This is a genomic window from Candidatus Villigracilis saccharophilus (genome assembly GCF_016711665.1).
Genome location: NZ_JADJSO010000072.1, coordinates 1 through 21,474, shown reverse-complemented (window position 1 = coordinate 21,474; position 21,474 = coordinate 1). Strand labels below are relative to the sequence as shown.

The 21,474-nt window shown below is 50.3% G+C and carries 16 protein-coding genes and 1 pseudogene; 10 read left to right on the top strand and 7 right to left on the bottom strand.

Annotation, left to right across the window (positions count from 1 at the left end):
* Nucleotides 1-47: 47 nt before the first annotated feature.
* The 7 genes from fdhF to IPL17_RS22640 all read right to left on the bottom strand — a co-directional run bounded on the left by fdhF (nt 48) and on the right by IPL17_RS22640 (nt 9,711).
* Nucleotides 48-2,267 carry a formate dehydrogenase subunit alpha gene (fdhF, locus tag IPL17_RS22670; RefSeq protein ID WP_345309365.1) on the bottom strand — a complete coding sequence of 740 codons (2,220 nt, stop codon included), beginning with the start codon at nt 2,265-2,267 and terminating at the stop codon, nt 48-50.
* Between the two features lie 392 nt (nt 2,268-2,659).
* Nucleotides 2,660-3,493 carry a DMT family transporter gene (locus IPL17_RS22665; RefSeq protein WP_345309364.1) on the bottom strand — a complete coding sequence of 278 codons (834 nt, stop codon included), beginning with the start codon at nt 3,491-3,493 and terminating at the stop codon, nt 2,660-2,662.
* Between the two features lies 1 nt (nt 3,494).
* On the bottom strand, nt 3,495-4,181 hold the full coding sequence (locus IPL17_RS22660) for a 2Fe-2S iron-sulfur cluster-binding protein (RefSeq protein WP_345309363.1): 687 nt from the start codon (nt 4,179-4,181) through the stop codon (nt 3,495-3,497).
* 38 nt (nt 4,182-4,219) lie between these two features.
* Nucleotides 4,220-6,082, bottom strand: coding sequence for an NAD(P)H-dependent oxidoreductase subunit E (locus tag IPL17_RS22655; protein ID WP_345309362.1), 1,863 nt, complete (start codon nt 6,080-6,082; stop codon nt 4,220-4,222).
* A gap of 62 nt (nt 6,083-6,144) precedes the next feature.
* On the bottom strand, nt 6,145-7,074 hold the full coding sequence (locus IPL17_RS22650) for a magnesium transporter CorA family protein (RefSeq protein ID WP_345309361.1): 930 nt from the start codon (nt 7,072-7,074) through the stop codon (nt 6,145-6,147).
* A gap of 73 nt (nt 7,075-7,147) precedes the next feature.
* Nucleotides 7,148-8,449 carry a divalent metal cation transporter gene (locus tag IPL17_RS22645; protein WP_345309360.1) on the bottom strand — a complete coding sequence of 434 codons (1,302 nt, stop codon included), beginning with the start codon at nt 8,447-8,449 and terminating at the stop codon, nt 7,148-7,150.
* On the bottom strand, nt 8,446-9,711 hold the full coding sequence (locus IPL17_RS22640) for a CBS domain-containing protein (RefSeq protein ID WP_345309359.1): 1,266 nt from the start codon (nt 9,709-9,711) through the stop codon (nt 8,446-8,448). The genes IPL17_RS22645 and IPL17_RS22640 overlap by 4 nt, the downstream gene beginning before the upstream one ends.
* Before the next feature lie 396 nt (nt 9,712-10,107).
* On the opposite strand from IPL17_RS22640, the gene IPL17_RS22635 reads away from it, so the two are divergent.
* The 10 genes and pseudogenes from IPL17_RS22635 to IPL17_RS22590 all read left to right on the top strand — a co-directional run bounded on the left by IPL17_RS22635 (nt 10,108) and on the right by IPL17_RS22590 (nt 21,363).
* Nucleotides 10,108-10,851 carry a GntR family transcriptional regulator gene (locus IPL17_RS22635; RefSeq protein WP_345309358.1) on the top strand — a complete coding sequence of 248 codons (744 nt, stop codon included), beginning with the start codon at nt 10,108-10,110 and terminating at the stop codon, nt 10,849-10,851.
* An 8-nt stretch (nt 10,852-10,859) separates the two neighbouring features.
* Nucleotides 10,860-11,516: a corrinoid protein gene (locus IPL17_RS22630; protein ID WP_345309357.1), complete on the top strand. Its 657-nt coding sequence runs from the start codon at nt 10,860-10,862 to the stop codon at nt 11,514-11,516.
* A 118-nt stretch (nt 11,517-11,634) separates the two neighbouring features.
* A pseudogene (locus tag IPL17_RS22625) lies at nt 11,635-12,450 on the top strand (trimethylamine methyltransferase family protein); the annotation flags it as partial.
* Entirely contained in the window at nt 12,414-13,106 is a 693-nt protein-coding gene (locus IPL17_RS22620) for a trimethylamine methyltransferase family protein (RefSeq protein WP_345309356.1), read from the top strand. The pseudogene IPL17_RS22625 and the gene IPL17_RS22620, both read left to right, overlap by 37 nt.
* Before the next feature lie 113 nt (nt 13,107-13,219).
* Nucleotides 13,220-14,695, top strand: a complete 1,476-nt coding sequence (locus tag IPL17_RS22615) for a trimethylamine methyltransferase family protein (RefSeq protein ID WP_345309355.1) — start codon at nt 13,220-13,222, stop codon at nt 14,693-14,695.
* Nucleotides 14,696-14,755: 60 nt separating this feature from the next.
* Nucleotides 14,756-16,600, top strand: a complete 1,845-nt coding sequence (locus IPL17_RS22610; protein ID WP_345309354.1) for a prolyl oligopeptidase family serine peptidase — start codon at nt 14,756-14,758, stop codon at nt 16,598-16,600.
* 122 nt (nt 16,601-16,722) lie between these two features.
* Nucleotides 16,723-18,141, top strand: coding sequence for a trimethylamine methyltransferase family protein (locus IPL17_RS22605; RefSeq protein WP_345309353.1), 1,419 nt, complete (start codon nt 16,723-16,725; stop codon nt 18,139-18,141).
* Nucleotides 18,142-18,215: 74 nt separating this feature from the next.
* Nucleotides 18,216-19,373 (top strand): M20 family metallopeptidase, encoded by a 1,158-nt coding sequence (locus tag IPL17_RS22600; protein ID WP_345309352.1) that lies wholly within the window; start codon nt 18,216-18,218, stop codon nt 19,371-19,373.
* 131 nt (nt 19,374-19,504) lie between these two features.
* On the top strand, nt 19,505-20,374 hold the full coding sequence (locus IPL17_RS22595; protein WP_345309351.1) for a dihydropteroate synthase: 870 nt from the start codon (nt 19,505-19,507) through the stop codon (nt 20,372-20,374).
* Between the two features lie 176 nt (nt 20,375-20,550).
* Nucleotides 20,551-21,363 (top strand): hypothetical protein, encoded by an 813-nt coding sequence (locus IPL17_RS22590; RefSeq protein ID WP_345309350.1) that lies wholly within the window; start codon nt 20,551-20,553, stop codon nt 21,361-21,363.
* Nucleotides 21,364-21,474: the final 111 nt, after the last annotated feature.

Sequence of the window (21,474 nt, the reverse complement as noted above, 5' to 3'; positions counted from 1 at the left end):
ACATGAGGCGGGCATGGATGTCAATTTGCATCAAAATATTAGGCCGTTTAATATCGGCCTCTGCTCACACGCGCATCCGGGTTCGGTAAATCTTTATTCCGCGCGGGGAATACCTGCACCGCGCAGGCTTTGAACTCAGGGATCTTTGCCTGCGGGTCAAGCGCATCATTCGTCAATATATTCGCGGCAGCTTCAGCAAAGTGAAAGGGGATGAAGACCACACCCACGGATGTCTTCTCTGTGACCGTCGTCCGCAAAACGACTTCCCCGCGTCTTGACCTAACTGTGACAGGGTCGTCGTTTCGAATACCGTGGATCTCGGCGTCGGCAGGGTGCATCTCCACGCGGGCTTCCGGGTAAGCTTCATTCAGCACAGAGTTGCGAGTCATTGAGCCGCCATGCCAGTGTTCAAGCACGCGGCCTGTGGTTAGGATGAAAGGATACTCATCATCGGCTTCCTCCATCACAGGAATGTATTCCAACGGGTGGAATTTTCCACGTCCGCGCGGGAAGGATTCGGTGAAGAGGGTCGGCGTGCCGGGATGATCCATCGAAGGGACAGGATAGATCAGTCCGAGCTTATCAATACGGTCATAGGTGATGCCCGCATAATCTGAATTGACACTGCCCATCTCACGCAGGATCTCTTCGGAGTTCGAATACTTCCAGTAAGCAGAAACAACTCCAAGTTTGGATTCGATGCGCTGAGCCAGGTCGCAGATGATCTGCCAGTCGACTCGAGCTTGTCCACGCGGGGCATGCGCGGCGCGGACTCTTTGTACGCGGCGGTCTGTGTTGGAGAATGTCCCATCTTTTTCGGCGAAGGGAGTCGCGGGTAAAAATACATCTGCAAAAGCGGCGGACTCATTCATGAAAATATCCTGTGACACGAGAAACTCAAGTTGCTCCATGTGTTTGCGGGTCTCGTTGAGATTCGGCTCGGACATCATCGGGTTTTCGCCCATGATATACAATGCGCGGATCCCACCCGCTCCCGCGTGCGCGTTACTCAAAATTTCAGTGGTGGTCAATCCGAGTTTGCGCGAAAGACCGCCCGATTCAATGTTCCAGGTTTTTTCCCATTTGGCGGCGTTCTCATCATTATCCACGCGCATATAACCAGGATAATGGAACGGCATACAGCCCATGTCACTCGCGCCCTGCACATTGTTTTGTCCGCGCAGAGGATTTAGTCCCGTGCCTTCGCGGCCAATGTGACCCGTGAGAAACGCGAGGTTGATCAAGGCAAGCGCGCTGGCCGTGCCATGCGAAAGCTGCGAAATGCCCATGCCCCAATAGATCGCGGCCTTGTTTGCATTGGCATACAACCGTGCGGCCTTGCGGATATCTTCCGCTGGGACACCCGTGATTCCTTCGGCATATTCCGGTGTGAACTCTTCAAGCGTGGCGAGGAATTCGGTATAGCCTTCGGTGCGGTCGTCAATGAAATCGTGGTTGACAAGATTTTCTTCCACGATCACATACGCCATGGCAGTAAACAAAGGCACATTCGTGCCGGGCTTGAGCGGCAGCCACATCTCGGCAAAGTCAACGAGTTCAATTCTGCGCGGGTCAATGACGATCATCTTTGCGCCATGCTGACGAACCGCTTCTTTCATTTGCAAAGCAATGATCGGATGATTCTCGCTGGTGTTCGAACCGGTGACAATGAACACGTCATTTTGTATCACCTGCGAAGCGGTGTTGCTCATCGCTGAAGAACCTGTCGCCTGTTGAAGCGCGACCACTGAACCCGCATGACATAGGCGTGTGCAATGGTCCACGTTATTGGTGCGGAAGATGGCACGATACATTTTTTGCAAAAGATAATTGTCTTCGTTGGTGGCTTTGGCGCAGGCATAGACCGCCATCGCATCCGAGCCATCGCGTTTGTAGATTTCAGTAAGTTTATCGGCTGTGATATTTAGTGCAGTGTCCCAATCGGTTTCGACCCAATCCCAAGAGGTGGGAATTAGGTGATCAGGGATTAGGGATTGGTATCCAAGGTCAGGCGCGTCATGCCTGTTTCCTAATTTCTGATTACCATCCAATAGATACCGCCTCACCAACGGCGTGGTCACCCGCTTTGGATGATAAACAAAGTCGTAGCCAAAACGTCCCTTCACGCATAAGTTGCCGTGATTGACGGGCGAGTCAAATGGCGATGTGACTTTGAAAATATGCTCATCTTTGACATGCAACTGTAAATTACAGCCCACGCCGCAGTAAGGACAAGTAGTGGTAACAATTCGGTCTGGTTTGATCATTTTGTCTCGCTTTCTTTACCGACATCATTCAATAAAAATCTAACAATTTGATATCCTTCTAATGCCGAAAGATACATAAAAGTCATCCAGTTATACACATGTAGAAAAGCTGAGGATCTAAAGAATAAATAGGAGGAACTATAAAAACATAAAATACTGGAAGCATCCAAAAAAGTATTTTAAATAATGATAGTGCCTTAGAAAAAGACTGGATTAGTTTTATTTTTCCTTCGCCAGCCAAATCATGATTTTTCTGCTTATATCTGTCTCTCATTAAATAAATAACAATGCCATAAATAAATAAGAGCGCTATCATAAAAAGAGCGATCTTAATCCATGGTGAAGAAAAATAATTCTGCCAAATCAAAATACTATTCATTGTATTCAGTCAGTTATAGAGTAATCAACACAATCGCAGCCAATGCGATCAAAATGCCAACAGTTTGCACACGCGAGATGCGCTCTTTCAAAATAAACCATGCCAGCAAAACCGTCGAGCCGGGGTAAAGGGAGCCAAGCACAGCCGCCACGTCCATGCGGCCCATGCGGGCTGAAAGCGCATAAAATGTATTTCCAGCCGCATCAAGCACACTGCTCAAAGCGATCCATCCCCAGCTATCACGGGTTGGGATCCAATCTTCCCCGGTGATCAAACAATATACCAATAAACCAGATATCGAAGTAATCCGTGTCGCTGCCAAAGTCCAAAAGATCGAAGTACTGCTTCCGTAATGAAGAAAAATAAAAAATGCGCCGAAGGTCAGTCCAGCTATGACGGGCAAATATAAATGGCTCACCTTTAGCTCAATCCCAATCCCGCCTGAGATCAACCAGACCGCTGTCAAAGCCAATCCAAAACCAGCCAGGGTGACCAAGCGCGGCAGTCCATCGGAAACTGCGCTGACAAACACCGGCAGAGATGCCGCCACCAACGCGGAGACCGGCGCGGCGACGCTCATTTGTCTCGTCGCCAGAGCACGATATAACAGAGCCAATCCGATCCCGCCGCACAATCCCGCCGCTCCACCCCACAACCAATCACTGAATGGGGGAATTGGCTCTCCAAAGACCAAGGCCAGCGCCGCCATTAAAACCAGGCTCATGACATGCGCGCTGATCACCACGCCATAAGGATTGGTGCGCTTGACCGCCATGCCGCCGCTGAAATCGCCAGCGCCCCAGGTGACAGCCGAGACCAACCCGAACAAGACCGCAGTAAATGCCATGCTATTTTCTCTTTTTGCGTCCGGTATTAAGCACTGAAATTTCCTGCGGGCTCAAACCTTGCTCCAATAAAAATTCACGCTTCGGTTTTAACGCGCCGGTGGGGCAAACCGCCACGCATTGTCCGCACAGCACACAGCTTGTTTCAGGAATGGAGCGGTCAAAGAACGTGCCGATCTGCGTTTCAAATCCGCGGCCATCGAAATTGATCGCGAATGTGTATTGCGCATCTTCCGCGCACACTTGCACACAGCGCCAGCACAACAGGCACTTTGAATAATCACGCACATACATCGGATTGTCATCCTTAACTTCCGATTCTCTGCGCTCTGAATCTGGGAAACGGCTGGATGATGCTCCGTACTCATACATCATATTTTGGATCTCAGGCGATTCAGACAAGTCGATCGTGGATGCCAGCATCTCCAAAATCGTCCTGCGCGCACGGATGACTTTCTCGCTTCGCGTCTGGACCTTCATGCTGGTCGCCGCCTCGACGATACAAGCCGGCTGGAGTACCCGCATCCCCTCGATTTCCACAACACAGATTCGGCAAAGGGCATTCGCCGTGGTCGCCTCGTGGAAACAGATGGTGGGAATATCGATCCCATTCTCGCGAGCGGCTTCGAGCAAAGTTTTTCCGTCTTCGATCGTGATTTCTTTTCTATCCATTAAGAATGTGATTGTCATAATTCACCTTGTAATTTATCAAAGGTCAAAGGTCGGGCTTACTTTTTATTAGTTGCCGCTTTCCTGCTTTTCTTCACTATTGCTTTTACAATTTTCTTAACCTTGATCGGTTTTGCCTTTGAAACTTTTGAAACCTTCGAAATTTTAGACACATCCTTCTTTACAGCCTTTTTCCCCGCCTTCGACACTTTTGAAACACGCGACACCTTCTTATTTTCAACCTTCGACTCCTCGACAAATAGTTCGGGCCACAATTTCATCGCGGATAAAACCGCGCTTGCCGCAGTTTGACCCAAGCCGCACAGGCTCGCATCTGTCATCGTCCAGCCGACATCCTCAAGGCGCACAAAATCGCCAGGCAAAACACTTCCGTTGGCTACGCGATCCAGGATTTCCATTTGACGCTGGGTTCCCATTTGACAGGGATAACACTTCCCGCAGGATTCGTGCGCAAAGAATTTACCCAATCTTTTCAAAGCATCACGCAGATCACGCGTCTCGTCGAAGACCATGATCACACCAGAACCTAAAGGCAATCCCGCCGCACGCAGATCTTCAAAGGTCAACTTAACATCCAAATGCGCGGATGTGGCAAACGCCCCGGCCGCGCCGCCAAACAAAACTGCCTTAAGCTGTTTTTTTCCTGCAACGCCGCCCGCCATCTTCAGCATTTCGCGTAATGTCACACCGAATGGAACTTCATACAAACCCGGTTTTGCTACATCACCGGAAACACAAAAGAGTTTAGGACCGGGGGATTTTTCGGTGCCGATCCTACGATATTCTGCGGAGCCGATCGAGATAATCAGCGGCACATTGCAAAGCGTTTCGACATTGTTAATAACCGTCGGCTTATCGAACAAACCGTTCGTGGTAGGGAATGGCGGCTTCACTCGTGGAAATCCACGCTTGCCTTCGATCGATTCAAACAGCGCAGTTTCTTCTCCGCAAATATAAGCGCCCGCGCCGACGCGAATTTCAATATCAAAGTGACTTCCAAGATAACCAGCACTTCGCGCTTCGACTAGTGCATTTTCTAAAACTGGAAGAATGTATGGATATTCAGCACGAATATAGATATAGCCTTTGGTCGCGCCAATGGCATAAGCCGCAATGCACATCCCTTCGATGGTACGATGCGGATCATCCAACAATAAAACTCTGTCTTTGAATGTGCCCGGTTCGGATTCATCCGCGTTGCAGACGACATATTTTTGATCAGCCTGTGCCTTGGCGGCTCCGCCCCATTTAATCCCAGTCGGGAATGCCGCGCCGCCTCGACCGACCAAGCCTGAGGCTTTATCAGTTTCTGCGATCACTGCTTCGGGAGTCATACTCAATGCTTTTTTATACGCGGAATACTCTCCATATTTTGCGAGTGTGGTTGTGCCATTACCGCAGTTGGCGGTCAATTTACGCATGGAACCATAAACAAGCGAGCGCGGAATACCAAGATCGTAGGATTTGAAATCAGGCGCAATATTTGTTTGCGCGTCATCGTCCACGAGCGCCACTGGGGCTTGCTCACACAATCCAAGACATGGACTCCGCTCAATGGTCAGTGACAGGTCCTTGGTCGTCTGACCCGGCTCCACATCGTAATGTTTACAAAGTCTGCCAAGAAGATTATCCGCGCCTTTAAGTGCGCAGGCCTGATCGGTGCAAACACGAATGAAATTCCTGCCAACCTGTTCGTTATAAAAGAGGGAATAGAATTCGATAACGCCATGCACATCCGCAAGCGGTACACGTAACGACCTGGCGACTTCAGCAGCTACCTCCTGTGGAAGCCAGCCATAGATCTTTTGCGCGGCATGCAGGGCGGGCAATAAGCCAGACCGTCCAAGCGGAATAAAGCGTGCAAGTTCATTATGCAGAGGGACAAGATCAATTTCAGACATGATTGCTCCAGTATTTCGAGTATAGACCGAAATAAAACAACATGCAAGCGAAACGGTATGTTCTAAAACCAATCCTGTTTATAGAAAATATAGGTGGCGACTGCCGCCAAGCCAATCGAAATCCCAATGATCACCAGGAATCCATACGGGCTGGACTCTGAAAGAGGCAGCGGGACATTCATGCCGAAGAAGGTTCCGACCGTGCCAGGCAGGGCGATAATGATCGTAATGGCTGCCAGCACTTTCATGACCCCATTAAGATTATTGGAGATGATCGAGGCGAATGCGTCCATCATGCCCGAAAGAATTTCCGTGGCAATGCTGGTCATTTGAATGGCTTGCTGGTTTTCGGTAAGCACATCTTCAAGCAGGTCTTTATCTTCTTCATAATAATTGAACAACTGCGTTTTTTGCACACGCTCCATCATCACTTCATTGGAGCGAAGAGCAGTCGAAAAATAAGTGAGGCACTTTTGATACTTGAGAAGTTCCAGCACTTCGCGGTTACGGGTTGATTTTTGCAACTGGTCTTCCACCAATTCTGTGGCGCGGTTGATCTCGCGGAGTAAATGTAAGTAACGGGCTGACGTCTCAAGGAAGATATACAGGGCAAGACGATAGCGTTTGCCTGTTTTCAACAAACGATGTTTCCCGCTCGTCAATTTTTTAAGAATATCGCTCTCATAACGGCAAACAGTGACAACCTTATTTCCCAAAATCATGATCCCCAGCGGAACCGTGCTATAAGGGACATCGCTTTCGGGTTGATAAATTGGAATGCGCAGCAAAATGAATGTGTATTCATCGTCGCGCTCCATACGCGGCATTTCATCCTGGTCGAGGGAATAATTGATATAGTCCATATCCATACCCCAATTAACCAGTTTTTCGGTCTCCTCGGGTGTTGGGTCAACAACATTTACCCACGCGCCGTTCGTGATCACTTCAAGCTTTTCCAGCCCCTGTTCGTTGGTCTTGTAAATGCTCAGCATGGCAGCCTCCTGGCGTGAATTGACATCACGCAAAAGCGCGAGATGTGTAAGTTAAACACAAGCGATACTCGCATCACCATTTAAGTACAATCGCCGCAACTGTAAAGACTGAAGCGATCACAATGAAGACCGAGGCCGCAGTGGTGAAGTTTTTCTGAAAACTGTTATTAACATGCGACCCCATCAGCTTTTTACTGCTGGCTAATTTAATGAGATAGAAGAAGACCAGCGGCAGGATCATGGCATTCAACGTCTGCGTGGCGATCGCAAAATGGAAAAGCGAGATACCGGGGATGGTCGTAATTAACGCCGCGACTACCAACTGCACAATGAAGAGAATATAAAAGGTTTTGCTCTTCTGGAAGTCTGTATCGAGACTGCCGGATAAACCAAAGAATTCAGAGAAGGCGTAGGCTGTTGAAAGCGGAACAATGACAAGCCCCATGAATGCCGCAGCAAGCAGACCAACCGCAAAGAGTTCGCTGGCAAGTTCCCCTGCAAACGGGCGGATCGCAAGCGCCGCCTGCTCACCAGACTGGAGCTGGATCCCGCCGACGCCATAGCCATGTGAATTTAGCGCTGCGGCCGTAGCGACGATCATAAAGAACGAGAAAAAATCGGTCAGTAACGCGCCCCAATATGTTTCAAACTGGGAATACTTTAGCGTGTCCTTATCCATCTTTTTATCGAAGGCAAAACTGCTGATAAAGAATTGTCCCCACGGGGTTATGGTGGTCCCCAGAACGCCCATGCCGATCACCAAATAACTGACGAGGTATTTGGATGTCCATGAAACGCCATTTGGATATACCAAGTTGCTCAGCGCCAAACTCCAATCGGGGTTGGCTTTGACTGCGGAAATAATATAGGTGACATAAAATAACGAAACGACCAGCATGATGCTCTGCGTTAATTTGTAGTTGCCTTTGGTGATAAATACAAACGCGATCAACAGCATTCCGATCACAAAAGGCGCGGCTGGAATATTCAACATTCCGCTCACCGTCCGAATGGCGGAGACCTCAGTCGTAATCGTGCCAAGATTGGCGATCATTAATCCAACAAAAATAAACAACGAGACTTTGACGCCGTATTTTTCGCGGATCAAATCGGCCAGGCCGCGGCGAGTGACCAGCGTCAAGCGCATCCCCATTTCCTGTGTGACAGCCAGCAGAAAAGTAATGATCAGCAAGGGGAACAGGATCGGGTAGCCAAGTGTCGCGCCGGCAATGGAATAAGTTGCAACACCGCCAGCGTCATTATCTGCCATGGCGGCAATGGTCGCGGGTCCAAACACTGACAGGATCACCGCAGTGCGCCGCACCCAGCGGTTCGCCCGCCACTTTTCACGCAGGGAGGTAAATAATTTGATCATTCGAGCGCTCCAAAGAAATGCGGCAGACGTTTCTTCCAGGCGGTGGGCAGGATCTTATCAAGTGCATCATCAGAGGTGACAATACCATGCATACGGTTTTCAGAATCTACAACCGGCACGGCGATCAGATTATATTTGGCGACGATCTGAGCGATCTCGTTCTGTTCTGTGTCCAATTCCACACTGACGACACGCTTATGCATAAATTCAGTGATGGGTGTTTCAGGCTGGGCAATGATCAAATCACTAAGCGAGAAAACGCCGATCAAACGGTCCTCTTCATCGGTAACATAAACATAATAGACCAATTCGGCTTCTTCACCCACCTTGCGTAAGTGCTCAATGGTTTGTGCCGCGTTCATATTCGGCAGGACCGAGACATACTCAGTGGTCATTAGACCACCCGCTGTATCCTCGTCATAACGCAGCAACTCACGAACCTCGTCCGCCTCTTCGGTTTCCATCAATTTGAGCAAATCCTGGCGGCGGGCGTCAGGCAATTCGGCCAGCAAGTCTGTGGCTTCGTCGGGCGACATTTCTTCGAGGACATCAGCCATGGTCTCATCCGAAAAGTGCTCGATGATACTGGCTTGAAAGTCCGGCTCGACTTCTTCAAGTGTTTCCGCCAGCTGCTTAATATCAAGTTTGTGAAGGATCTCGCCATGTTCAGCGCGGCTAAGATTGGAAATGATCTCGGCGATATCGGAAGGATGCAGGTCGGCAAGTTTTTCCGCAGGGACCTTCAAGCGCATGGACTGGTCATGCGTCAAAGGCTCGACAAATTCCCAGGAAATGGTACCCTCTGACAGGTCCGCTTTGAAGCGCTGAGCTGCCCAACGTCCGAGTTTCTCCAATCCAATACGGCGCATGATCCCTAGAACCCCAATATCCACATTGCTAATGACCACATTCCCGTTAACACGCACCAGCTCTATATCGTTGACACGCACCACGCGCGCATCATCGGTATCTATGATCTGCTGATCGAGAACATCTTCAACAAGGCGAATATCACTCTCGCGAGACTCGTATTTTGGAATATCGACCGCGGGCCGCTTTAAAGGAATTGCCGCAGAGAGCAACGCCGCAAGATCGGAATAAGGCAGGGTGATATCACCGCCCGAGCCATGCACGACGATCGCGTCCACAACAGGATGCGAGAATTCGGCATAGGTACGCGCGATCAGATCTTTTAGCACGCCGATGCGAGTGCCATCATAATCAGTTACGGGGCGTCCGATGAGTTCGCTGATAAAAGCCATAGTCAACTCCTTTTTATAAAACAAAAACCACCTTGGGGCATTCTCCAAAGGTGGCGATTGACTCACGTGGTAATAACTGTCTATTTACTCTTGCCGCGCAGAAAGGAAAGTGAGGCGCACAGGAATACAATTGACTTGCATGTGAGACATTCGCATTTCAGAGAAATTAAAACGAAACAACAACAGACGACTTAAATGGTCATCCGCATCCACGGCCATCACCTCCTTTTGGGGTTGAGATTGAATAATTATCATAAGAACCGTTTTGGTTATACTCCCGCCAAATAGAATCCGTCAAGAGCGAAAAGAAACGGTAAAAAAACATGGGAGTTTGTAAAATTATGAAGTTTTATGTGGACTTCCGAATTCAGCATTAATTATATATAATATATAATCATGGTATCAAACATTGAAAAAGAAATAAGTCACAAACCTTTGAAGGACGAAATCTACGACGCTCTCCATCGTCAGATCATCGCAGGCAAATATGGACCTGGTGATTGGCTGCGCCAGGATGACATCGCCACCCAAATGGGCGTCAGTATGACCCCCGTGCGGGAAGCGCTTGACCTGTTAGTAGCAGCCGGGCTTGCGGAACGTGTGCCCTACCGCGGCGTGCGCGTCCGCGAAATGTCTGCCAAAGACGTGGCAGACGCGTATGGTTTGAGACTCATTTTAGAAGCCATTACCGCAAGAGAAGCAGCCCTGCACATTACGCCCGAGCAGATATCCAATCTTGAAAAAAAAATGGATGAGATGAAGAAGCATGTCAAACTAAATGAGATGCCTCAGGAACGGCAATTAAGCCGCGAATTTCATTCCGCCATAGCAGAGGCTTCGGGTAATGACCTGCTTGCAAAAGTATACGCGGTCGTCGCCAACGCATTTCCAGATTGGCTATTATATGAAGCCCTGTACCGCAAACCAGAGCTGCTCGCGGGAAGCGTAAGCCAAACTTATGAAGAACATACCGCCATTATGGACGCGCTCATTAATGGCGACGCTGAAAAAGCCGTGCAAAAATCCATCGAGCATGTCCTGGATTCTGGCAGATGGCTGGAAGAATATCTCAACATCCCGTCCGAGTTGTTAAGGGAAAAAGAAAAGCAAGTATTTCACTTGATCAAGAAATCAAAATAGGAGGCACTATGTCAGAAGAAATGTACAAACAGATGGCGCAATGCATTATTGACGGCGATTCGGATATCGCCATTGACCTTGCGAAGAAATCCATCGAATTGGGAATGCACCCGTTGGATACGATCACAAAAGGCTTCGTGATCGGAGTGAACTATATCGGCGATCAATTCGGACTGGGCGAAGCGTTCCTGCCTGAACTGGTGATGGCTGGTGAAGCGATGAAGGCAGCGGTTGCCGTTTTGGAGCCTGAATTACTCAAGCTCGGCGAAGCCCGCGAGATGCTGGGGCGCGTTGTCCTTGCAACTGTCGAAGGCGATATTCACGAGATCGGCAAGACCCTCGTCGGCACGATGCTGAGCGCGTCTGGATTTGAAGTCGTTGACCTCGGTGTGGATCAACCCGCAGACAAGATCATCGGCAAGGCGCTTGAGATCAATGCAAACCTGATCGGCATGAGCGCGTTGTTGACCACCACCATGGTGCGTCAGCGCGAAGTGATCGAGGAGTTGGATAAGGAAGGCTTGCGCCCGCGCATTAAAGTGATGGTTGGCGGTGCACCGATCACGCGTGACTGGGTCACAAAGATCAAGGCCGACGGGTATTCAGAAGACGCGATCGGCGCAGTGAAGGTCGCAAAGGAACTGGTCGGCAAGGCAGATCAATAATAAAGATGTCGTTGCGAGGCGGTTCTTCCGCTGAGGCAACCCCAAGTACGTATGGCGATTGCTTCGCAAAATGCGCTCGCAATGACATAGAAGCACCAAACCAGAGAGAGCAGCGAGACATAAAGCCTCGGGAGGGACTATGTCTTCAAAAAATATAAAGACCATCAGCAACCCAAAACTAAAGTTGGAAGTGCTGACCAAAGAAGAAGTAATTAAGATTCACGAAGCGACTTTACAGATCATTGAAAAGGTCGGCGTGAGGTTTCCATCCAAGCGCGCGCTGGAGATCTGGGCGGCCAACGGCGCGGAAGTGGACTATGAAAAGAAGATCGTGCGCGTCAAACCGCACATCATCGAAGATGCGATCAAAAAAGCTCCGCCAGCCTATAAACTCGCGGCGCGCGACCCGCAGCAGGATCTACAGCTTGACGGAAACCATGTCAACCTCGGAACTGACGGCTGCGGCGTGGAAGTGATCGACATCCACACAGGCGAGAAGCGGACGTCATGTTTGCAGGATGTGCGCGATATTGCGCGAGTGGCGGACGCAACTGAAGAAGTGGCTTTCCATTGGGTCGCTGTTTCGGCGCAAGATGCTCCGGTGGAAGCCCGCGGACTTCACGAACTGAAAGCCGTTTGGGAGAATTCCACCAAACACGTGCAGACCGAATCCGTGTACAACGTGGAGGAAGCCAAAGCCGCGATCGAGATGGCAGCGCTGATCGTGGGCGGTAAGGATAAACTGCGCGAGCGGCCAGTGCTTTCGCTCATGCAATGCACCGCTCCCCCGCTCGGTCATGACGGCGGAAGTTTGGATGCCGCCTTGCTCGCCGCAGAAGTTGGAATCCCAACGGGATTTATGACCATGGCAGCTTGCGCAACAACCGGTCCCACACCATGGCTGGCAATCTCGCCGTCGGCAATGCGGAAGTGATCGCGGGGACGGCATTATTACAACTGGCCTACCCAGGCGCACCTGTCTTTTACGCGGCAGCGCAAACTGCCTCGGATCTGAAGACGGGTGCATATACTGGCGGCGGGCCAGAGGATTTTCTCTTCGGAGCAGCAACCAACATCCTGGCAGATTTTTATAACATTCCGCTGTCGATGGGATCCTTTGCCACAGGCGCGAAAGAACCCAACTGGCAGGCGGGACTCGAAGGGAGTTTATCCACTTTCATGGCAAGCGTCGTCATGTCTGACATGCTGCTCGGGTGCGGATTCCTGCACGGCAGCCGCATCTGGTCATTTGCCGAGATGCTGATGGACTGCGAAATTTTCTCCATTGTGCACAAGATGATGGAAGGAATTGTGGTCAACGAGGAAACCCTCGCCCTGGATACGATTGCAGCGGTCGGCCCTGGCAGTCATTACCTCGGTCAGAAACACACCCGCAAACACATGCGCGAATTATTCATGCCCCAATTCATGGACAGGCGCCCATACTCTGAATGGGAAACAAAGAAAGATGACGCGCGTGATTGGGCAGTTGCAAAAGCACGCAAGACATTGAAAGAACATCAGCCTGATCCATTAGATGAAAATATCCGCAAGGAAATGGATCGAATTATAAAATCGGTTGAGAATTAAAAACTTGTGCGTTTAATAGTTCAATGGTTTGAAATTTGAAAGTTTAAAAGTTAAATGCGCACAAACATCTAACCCTGCAAACCTGCCTACCTGTAAACCCAAAAAGGTGACCCATGCAGCCAAAACTATCCCTACTTACTGACGAATTGATCGAACGCATCCTAGACGAGGCTTATCAATTATTACTTAAGCCCGGTATCAAAGTGCAGAACGAGGAAGCGCGCAAGCTTCTTGCAGACGCGGGCGCACAAGTTGATGAAGAAACCATGGTCGTTCATATCCCGGCGCAAATTGCCAAGGCAGCGCTGCACACTGTCCCGAAGAAATTTCAACTCTTTGATTACGATGGCAATGTAATGGTCGAGTATGGCGGAGACACGGTCCAATTTGACCCTGGCTCTTCCGGGATCAGCGTACTTGACCCCGACACACTCGAACAAAAAACCGCCGAAACACCAGATTTGATCCGTTTGCTTAAAGTCGCGGAACAACTCCCGCAATACGATGCGCAATCCACCGCCGTTGTCTGCCACGACGTTCCAAAAGAAATCCACGATCTGTACCGCCTGTATCTTGTTCTGCTTCATTCAAAGAAACCGATCGTCACGGGCGCATTCAGCAACAAAAACATCCAGCACATGATCGACATGGTCGCCATCATGTCTGGCGGCGCGGATGCCCTGCGCGAGAAACCTCGCGCGATCTTTGATGTCTGCCCATCGCCGCCATTGATCTGGTCAAATTTTGGGGCTGGCAATTTGATGGCGCTGGCGCGCGCAGGCGTCCCAGCCGAGATCGTCTCGATGCCGCTCGCGGGAGCAGCAGCACCTGTCACATTGATCGGCGCGGTCACACAACACGCGGCGGAATGCCTCGCGGGCATCACCATTCATCAGCTCGCAAAAGCAGGCGCTCCCATCGTTTGGGGCGGCGCACCCGCCATCTTCGACATGCGCAAAGGCGGCACGCCCATGGGCGCGGTGGAAACCGCAATGATCGACTCGTCCTATGCACAAGTTGGAAAGTCACTTGGCATGCCCACGCACGCATACATGGGCGCAACCGATTCCAAACGACTCGATATGCAGGCGGGACTTGAAAGCGGCATCACCGCCATGATCGGCGCATTGAGCGGCATCAACATGATCTCTGGTTCAGGCATGTTGGATTTCCTTCTTTGTCATAGCGCAGAAAAACTTGTCATTGACGCGGAAGGGGTTGCCATGGCTCAGCGCATGCTGCAAGGCATGAAAGTCCACACCGAAACACTGGCCACAGGTTTCTATGAGGGCGTCAACTTCAAAGGCGGCGACTTCCTGAAGCAAAAGATCACCATGCAGCTCTTCCAAAAAGAACAAAACATGCCCAGCGCAGTCATTGACCGAAACTCGATGCGCGGGTGGAAGGAAGGCGGCTCACTGGACACGTTCGACCGTGCAAAGATCCGCGTGAATCAACTGCTCGCCTCCTATCGCCGCCCAGAGCTGGACCCTGCCCAAGTGAATCAACTCCACGCTTTTGTGTTGAATCTTGCCAAACAAGCCGGCGTCGAGTCCCTGCCTTTCATTGAAGACTTCGAACCCGCGTAACAGATTAAATCCAATCGTTCCATGTAGCTCACGCTTGAAGCGTGAGCTACGAGGTTAAATATGCTTGATCTCTCCCAACTCTTGCGCGTTCCATATGTAGACAGCGGATTAAAGTTTGACATCTCACCCGATGGGCAGAGATTGGTCTTTGCGTGGAATAAAACAGGAAGATGGGAGCTCTACGAAATGTCATTGCGAGGAGGGCGCTCTTCCAGACGAAGCAATCCCCAACACAACCAGGGGGGTCCTTCACTCGAAGAACACTCGCTTGAAATTACATCAGCTATTGATGGCTCAAAATTCTCTCCGAAATTTTCTCCTGACGGAACAATGCTGGCGTATGCGCTGGATATTGACGGCAGCGAGTCGTATCACATTGTGGTCCATGATCTCAGCACAAACCTATCCACTGATCTGACACCGCACATCGCCTACGCACATCAACCGAATTTCTCCTGGTCGCCGGATGGAAAAATACTGGCTGTGCTTTCAGACAAGCACGGACAATTTGCGCTGCACCTGATCCACCTGGACGGTACGCCGGGGCGAATGATAAAGAATGTGTTTCGTCCATGCTGGGACGTCGCCTGGTCGCCTGATGGGCAGTGGATCGCGCTTGAAGCGGAATCAACGGCGAGTGATAGAAGCATTTATGTGATGCCAATTAATCGTCCACGCAAGACGGGCAAAGGCAAACCGATAAAAGTTCCCACAACGAAATTAGATTTGAATGCACAACATCCTGCATGGTCGCCCGATTCTAAATTCCTGGCATTCTCAGGGGAGAACGGTGAATGGCACGATATTGGATTGTTTAATGTCGAGACTCAGGAAATCACCTGGGTCAACGAATCCACTGGGGATGATACTCAACCTGCGTGGTCGCGGAGCGGGGAAACGATCGGGTGGGTACATTCTGAAGGAGCAAGGACCAGCTTTCAGTTTAAGAAAGGAAGCGATGTTGTTAAGCAGAAAAAAGTTGGAGATGGAGTCCATTACTTACCGCAGTTCACGGATGAGGGTGTTGTAATTCTGTATGAAGATCCAAGGCATCCATGTGATTTGTGGAAGATAAATCTTGAAGACGATTCGATCCAACAATTGACGAATTCATTGCCTGACGATTTACGGAACGCGGAATTTATTCAGCCTGAAGAAGTTTCTTACCCAGGCAAAGATGGGATGCAAATCCCTGCATTGTTGTATCGCGCCAAAGACAGCAAGCGCGCCGTGATCAACATTCACGGCGGACCAAATTGGCTGTTCCAGTTCTTATGGCATCCGATCATGAGCTATATGGCTTCACGCGGCTGGACGGTGCTTGCGCCGAATTATCGCGGCTCGACAGGCTATGGCAAAAAATGGCAGAACGCCAGCCGCTATGATATGGGCGGCGTGGACACCGATGATTGCGCGGCGGGCGTGAAATATTTAATTGAAAATGGATTGGCTGACAAGGATAAGATCGGCGTCACTGGCAGAAGTCATGGCGGCTATCTGACGATGACCTGCATGACGATGTATCCCGAATTATTTGCAGCGGGTTCGGCGGTTGTGCCATTCTTGAACTGGTTGAAATCGCATAAAAATTCACGTGAAGATCTACAGCATTGGAATATCGAAAACATGGGCGACCCTGAAGACAACAAAGAGCTGTGGATCGCGCGTTCGCCATATTTCTTTTTGGATAAAGTCAATGCGCCTGTGCAAATGATCTGCGGTGGAAATGATCCGCGCTGCCCTGCGTCTGAGTCACTTGATGCGCGTGATAAACTTGTCGAACTTGGAAAAGAAGTAGAACTGCTACTGTACAAGGATGAAGGCCATTCATTTTTAGATACAGAAAATATTATTGATTCAGAAGTAAGGCGTGTTGAGTTTTTAGCGAAGGTTTTGGAAAATTAGAATATGTCATTGCGAGAAGGCACTCTCCCCGACAAAGCAACTTCTTAATCGAGTGGAGATTGCTTCGTCACTAAAGACAAGATCGCTCCTCGCAACGACATAACATACAAAGAGGAGATTTTATGGGTCAATTGAATTTTCTTTCAGAAGATGATGTCAAGCGGATACATCATGCAACCCTGCGGATCCTGAATGAAGTCGGTTATGTGTGGACGCATAAGGAAAGCCTTGAAATCCTGACAGGCGCGGGCTGCAAGATAAAGGGCAACCGTGTATATTTTCCGCCGGAGTTGGTGGAAGACAGCATCCAGAAAGCTGGGAAGCGTCCCAGCATCCGCGGGCGCGGGGGCGTGACAAAGACTCTCGGCGACGGCAATTTATATTTCCATAATCTCGGCGGCGCGCGCGATATTTATGACGCGAAGACAGGCGATCATCGCATTGCTCAATTGCAGGATGTGCGCGACTCAACGCGCGTGTTGGATGCACTGGAAAACTGCAATACCATCACGCCCTTCTTCACGCCGCAGGATGTGCCGGGCGAATTGATGTCGCTGGCGATGTACCGCCACGCGCTTCCGTTCACCACCAAGCCTTTACAGGGTCCCGGTGTGCAGTACGGCCCTGAAACCAAATTCGCGGTGCAAATGGCGGAAGTGATCGGGAATCCGAAAGAGGTTTTGACGCTTGCGCTATCGCCCGTTTCTCCGCTCACCATTCCGGACCATGAAGCAGAAGCCGTGATCGAGATTGCGCGCGCAGGCATCGCCTTTGGCGCGCTGCCCTGCCCCACGGCGGGCGCAACAGGCCCCATGACGATCAGCGGATCGATCGCGCAGCAAAACGCGGAGACGCTGGCTGTGGTGATCCTTGCTCAATTGGTAAACCCCGGTCTGCCGATCATCTATTGCGGACGCCTTGCCATGATGGAACCGCGGATGGGTTCATCCGTTTGGGGCGGCGTGGAATTGGGACTCGCCTCGGCAGGCACGGTTCAACTCGGACATCATTATGGGTTCCCGGTCAACGTGTATGGATTCTCCACGAATGCGCACACCATTGACGCGCAGGATGGCTTTGAACGCGGGCTGAACGCGGCCATTCCCGCGCTGGCTGGAGCGGATGAACTTTCCGGCATCGGCGAGATGGAAGCGGGCGTGATGGGTTCTTACGCACAGATGGTTCTGGATAACGAGCTGGCTTTTAGCATTCAGAGATTAAGGCGCGGTTTCAGCGCGGATGAAGATGCGCTGGGCGTTGATATTATCGCGGCAGTCATGGACGGCTCGCGCAACTTCCTCGGTCAAAAGCATACGATGAAATATATCAAGGCTGGCGAAGTACAATTGACAAAACTTGCAGAACGAAATTCCTGGGAGACCTGGGAACGGAAAGGCAAACAAGGCATGCTGGAACGCGCCATTGATGAAGCCGAACGAATTTTACGCGAACATGAAGTGGAGCCGCTTGAGCCGCAGCAGGAAAAGGAACTTGATAAGATCATGGAAGCGGCGGAAAAAGAATTGGTGAAGAAGAGATAATTTATGCATGGTGGTCTCGATACACTCACAAAGAACGACCACCGGAATATATTAGAAATCAGGAGAGAACAGACATGTTAAAACAGGCACATGCAATTTCAGAGGAATTGATCGAATGGCGCCGCGATTTCCATATGCACCCCGAAGTTGGTTTCGATGTTTACCGCACAGCCGGTATCGTGGCGGACGAATTGGAAAAGATGGGATACCGCGTCAGGCGTGGTGTTGGAAAGAGCGGTGTTGTGGCTGATATTGGCGAAGGCGGCAAGATGATCGCCATCCGCGCCGACATGGACGCCCTGCCCTTGCAGGAGTTGAATGCGTTTGACTACAGATCAACCAATGAAAATAAAATGCACGCATGCGGGCACGACTCACACACTGCGATGGCATTGGGCGCCGCGCAGCTGCTTGCAAAAGAAAACCTTAATGGCAGAATTCGATTCCTGTTCCAGCCTTCAGAAGAAGCGGCGGACGAAGAAGGAAAGAGCGGCGCTGTACGCATGGTGGAGGACGGCGCGATGAACGGCGTGGATTATGTCATTGCGCAGCATGTTGACCCAACCCAACCCGTCGGCACGATCGCGATCAATGCAGGACCGTGTTCCGGCGGAGTCGATTCGTGGTATGGGACCATCAAAGGCAAGGGTGGGCATGGAGCCTATCCGCACACAACCGTGGACCCGTTCTATTTGCTGGCACACATCATCTTCGCGCTGAATGCGATCCCTTCGCGCAGACTGGATCCATTTGCGCCTGCCGTGATCAGTATTGGGTCGATCAATGGCGGATTCACAGAAAATGTGATCCCTGACAGCATCAAGATCACCGGGACATTGCGCTTCACAACGCTGGATGTGCAGAAACAGATCCATGATGAGATCAAACGCGCTTTTGAAACCGCCCGCGCGCTTGGCGGAGATTACGAACTTAAACTTGAGATCGGCGCGCCTCCGATGATCAATGATGAATATGTCTCAAAGGTAATGGAACAAGCCGGCATAGATATGCTCGGCGCGGAAAACGTGCAGGAACAACGCAAGACGCTCGGCGCGGAGGATTTTGGCGCATTCATGGAGCACGCGCCCGGCGCCATGTACACGATCGGCGTACAAAAAAGCGGTCATGAAGAGTACCTGCTTCACCATCCTAAATTCGAACTTGATGAACGCGCGCTGCCGATCGGTACTGCCATGCTGGTGGATACAGCGCTAAGGTTCTTAAAAGCCTGACCCGGACAAGTCGAAACCAAAAAGGGTTTGACCACAAAGGAAATCCCTGAAAAACCTTCGTGATTCTTTGTGACCCTTTGGTAAAAATGATCGTACAAAATTTCCAAGTTCCTAAAATCAGCGGAGGGCACATGCACACCATATTGAAATCAAACGGTAAGGAAGTTGTCATCGGCATTGATAAACCTTTTGTCATCATTGGCGAAAAGATCAACCCGACGGGGATCAAAAAATTGGGGCTGGCGCTGGTTGAAAATAACATGGAGTATGTTATCCATCTCGCAAAGAGACAGGTGGCATGGGGCGCGGATGTGCTGGATGTGAATGTGGGACATCCGCAAATTGATGAAGCCGCGATGATTGCCATCGTTGTTGAAGCGGTGCAGTCTGCGGTGGATGTTCCGTTGTGCATCGACTCGAACGACCCGAAGATCCTGGAGGCGGGGCTTAAATTTGCGACGGGCAAGCCGCTCATCAACTCTGTCAACGGGGAGGAAAAACAATTGAGCGCTGTCCTGCCGATCGTTAAAGAAAGAGGCGCGGCTGTTCTCGGGCTGACCATCGGCGAGAGCGGCATCCCCGCCACAGCGGAGGAGCGTCTTATCGTAGCGGGTCATATCATCGAGCGCGCCGCGAAGATGGGCATTCCGATTGAAGACATCATCATCGATCCGCTGGTGATGACCGTGGGACATAACAGCCTGGCGGCGACGGTGACGCTAAAGGCGATCGAGTTGATCCGAAAAGAATACGGCGTGAACATGAGCCTGGGCGCGAGCAATGTTTCGTTCGGATTGCCCGACCGACATTCGGTGAACAGCGCCTTCCTCGCGCTGGCAATGCAGGCGGGCGTGACCTGCTCGATCACCGACCCGATCAAGCTGGGGAGTTCGATCCGCGCCACCGACCTGCTGTTGGGACGGGATGCGAATTCGATCCGTTATTTGAAATATTTCAGGGCGACGGAAAAGTTAAGAGAAGCAGAAGCGGCAGTGAAATAGGATTATGATCCTGCCGAAGCGATCTCCCGAATGTAAGCAAGGAGATTGTTTCGGCGAACCGCCGCCCTCGCAATAACCTTTCGAGAATTACGGATCGCAAGATTACCGCCTTTTTACGGTTGGGCAACCTCCTTAAACTCAATTTTGCACAAATTATTTTTATAGGGACAATAAGTATGTTGACTAAAACATCACAAACCTTAACCTACTTAACTGCATTCCTGTATTTTATCCTCGGAATTTTGATGTTCGTCTTGCCTGAACGTTTGGCACCATTATTCGCTTGGAAAGTGACTGGCTTCATGACAATGACTATCGGCGCATGGTGCTTGGGCAATGCCTTCCTATCATGGATCACCGCAAGGCGATGGGAATGGAAGTTAGTTTATTCAACCCTGATTTATTTGTGGTTATTTGGCATACTTGAGACCTGTGTCGTGATTGCGTTTAGAGAAAAACTCAACCTCGAGCATCCCATTGCATGGTTGTACCTTGCAGCTTTGTTGGTTAACGACCTTACCGCAATCTTCGGCATCTTTGATTGGCTCAGAATCCGTCCAGCACTCGAAAGATTTGGACTAGAGATGAATGGGCTGGCATTTAGTATCGTGGTCGTTTTTATACTTTTCGTAGGTTTCTTATCTATATACGGCATAATCGCAAAGATCGGAGCATTTGGCACCAATGGTGGTATTTTTCCTGAAGTGATGTCTTCATTTACGTTACGTAGCTTCGCAGTATTTTACTTATCCTTGACTCTGGCTATGATCCCTCACATCTGGGACAAAAATCTAAACACCCTCTTACATCACTCTCTTGCCTCGTATGGTTTGGTTGTAATTATCACGCTCGCAGCCTTTGCTTATCTTTCTCTTTTCAATTTTGCCCAACGCCCTGGTGGTTTAATGTACTTTGGGGCTTATCTTGCAGTAGGAATTCCTTTGCCCCTAGCATTTCGAAAATTTGGAACAGGGACTCGAAAACCGTAATGTCTCATTATCTCTATTTAGATAAATATTCTTCTTTAGTTAGTATGTCTTGCGTTCATAGAAGTTGCCCAACACTGCCCGCGCTTTCGGGAAAGCGGCCCCAAACGGCGG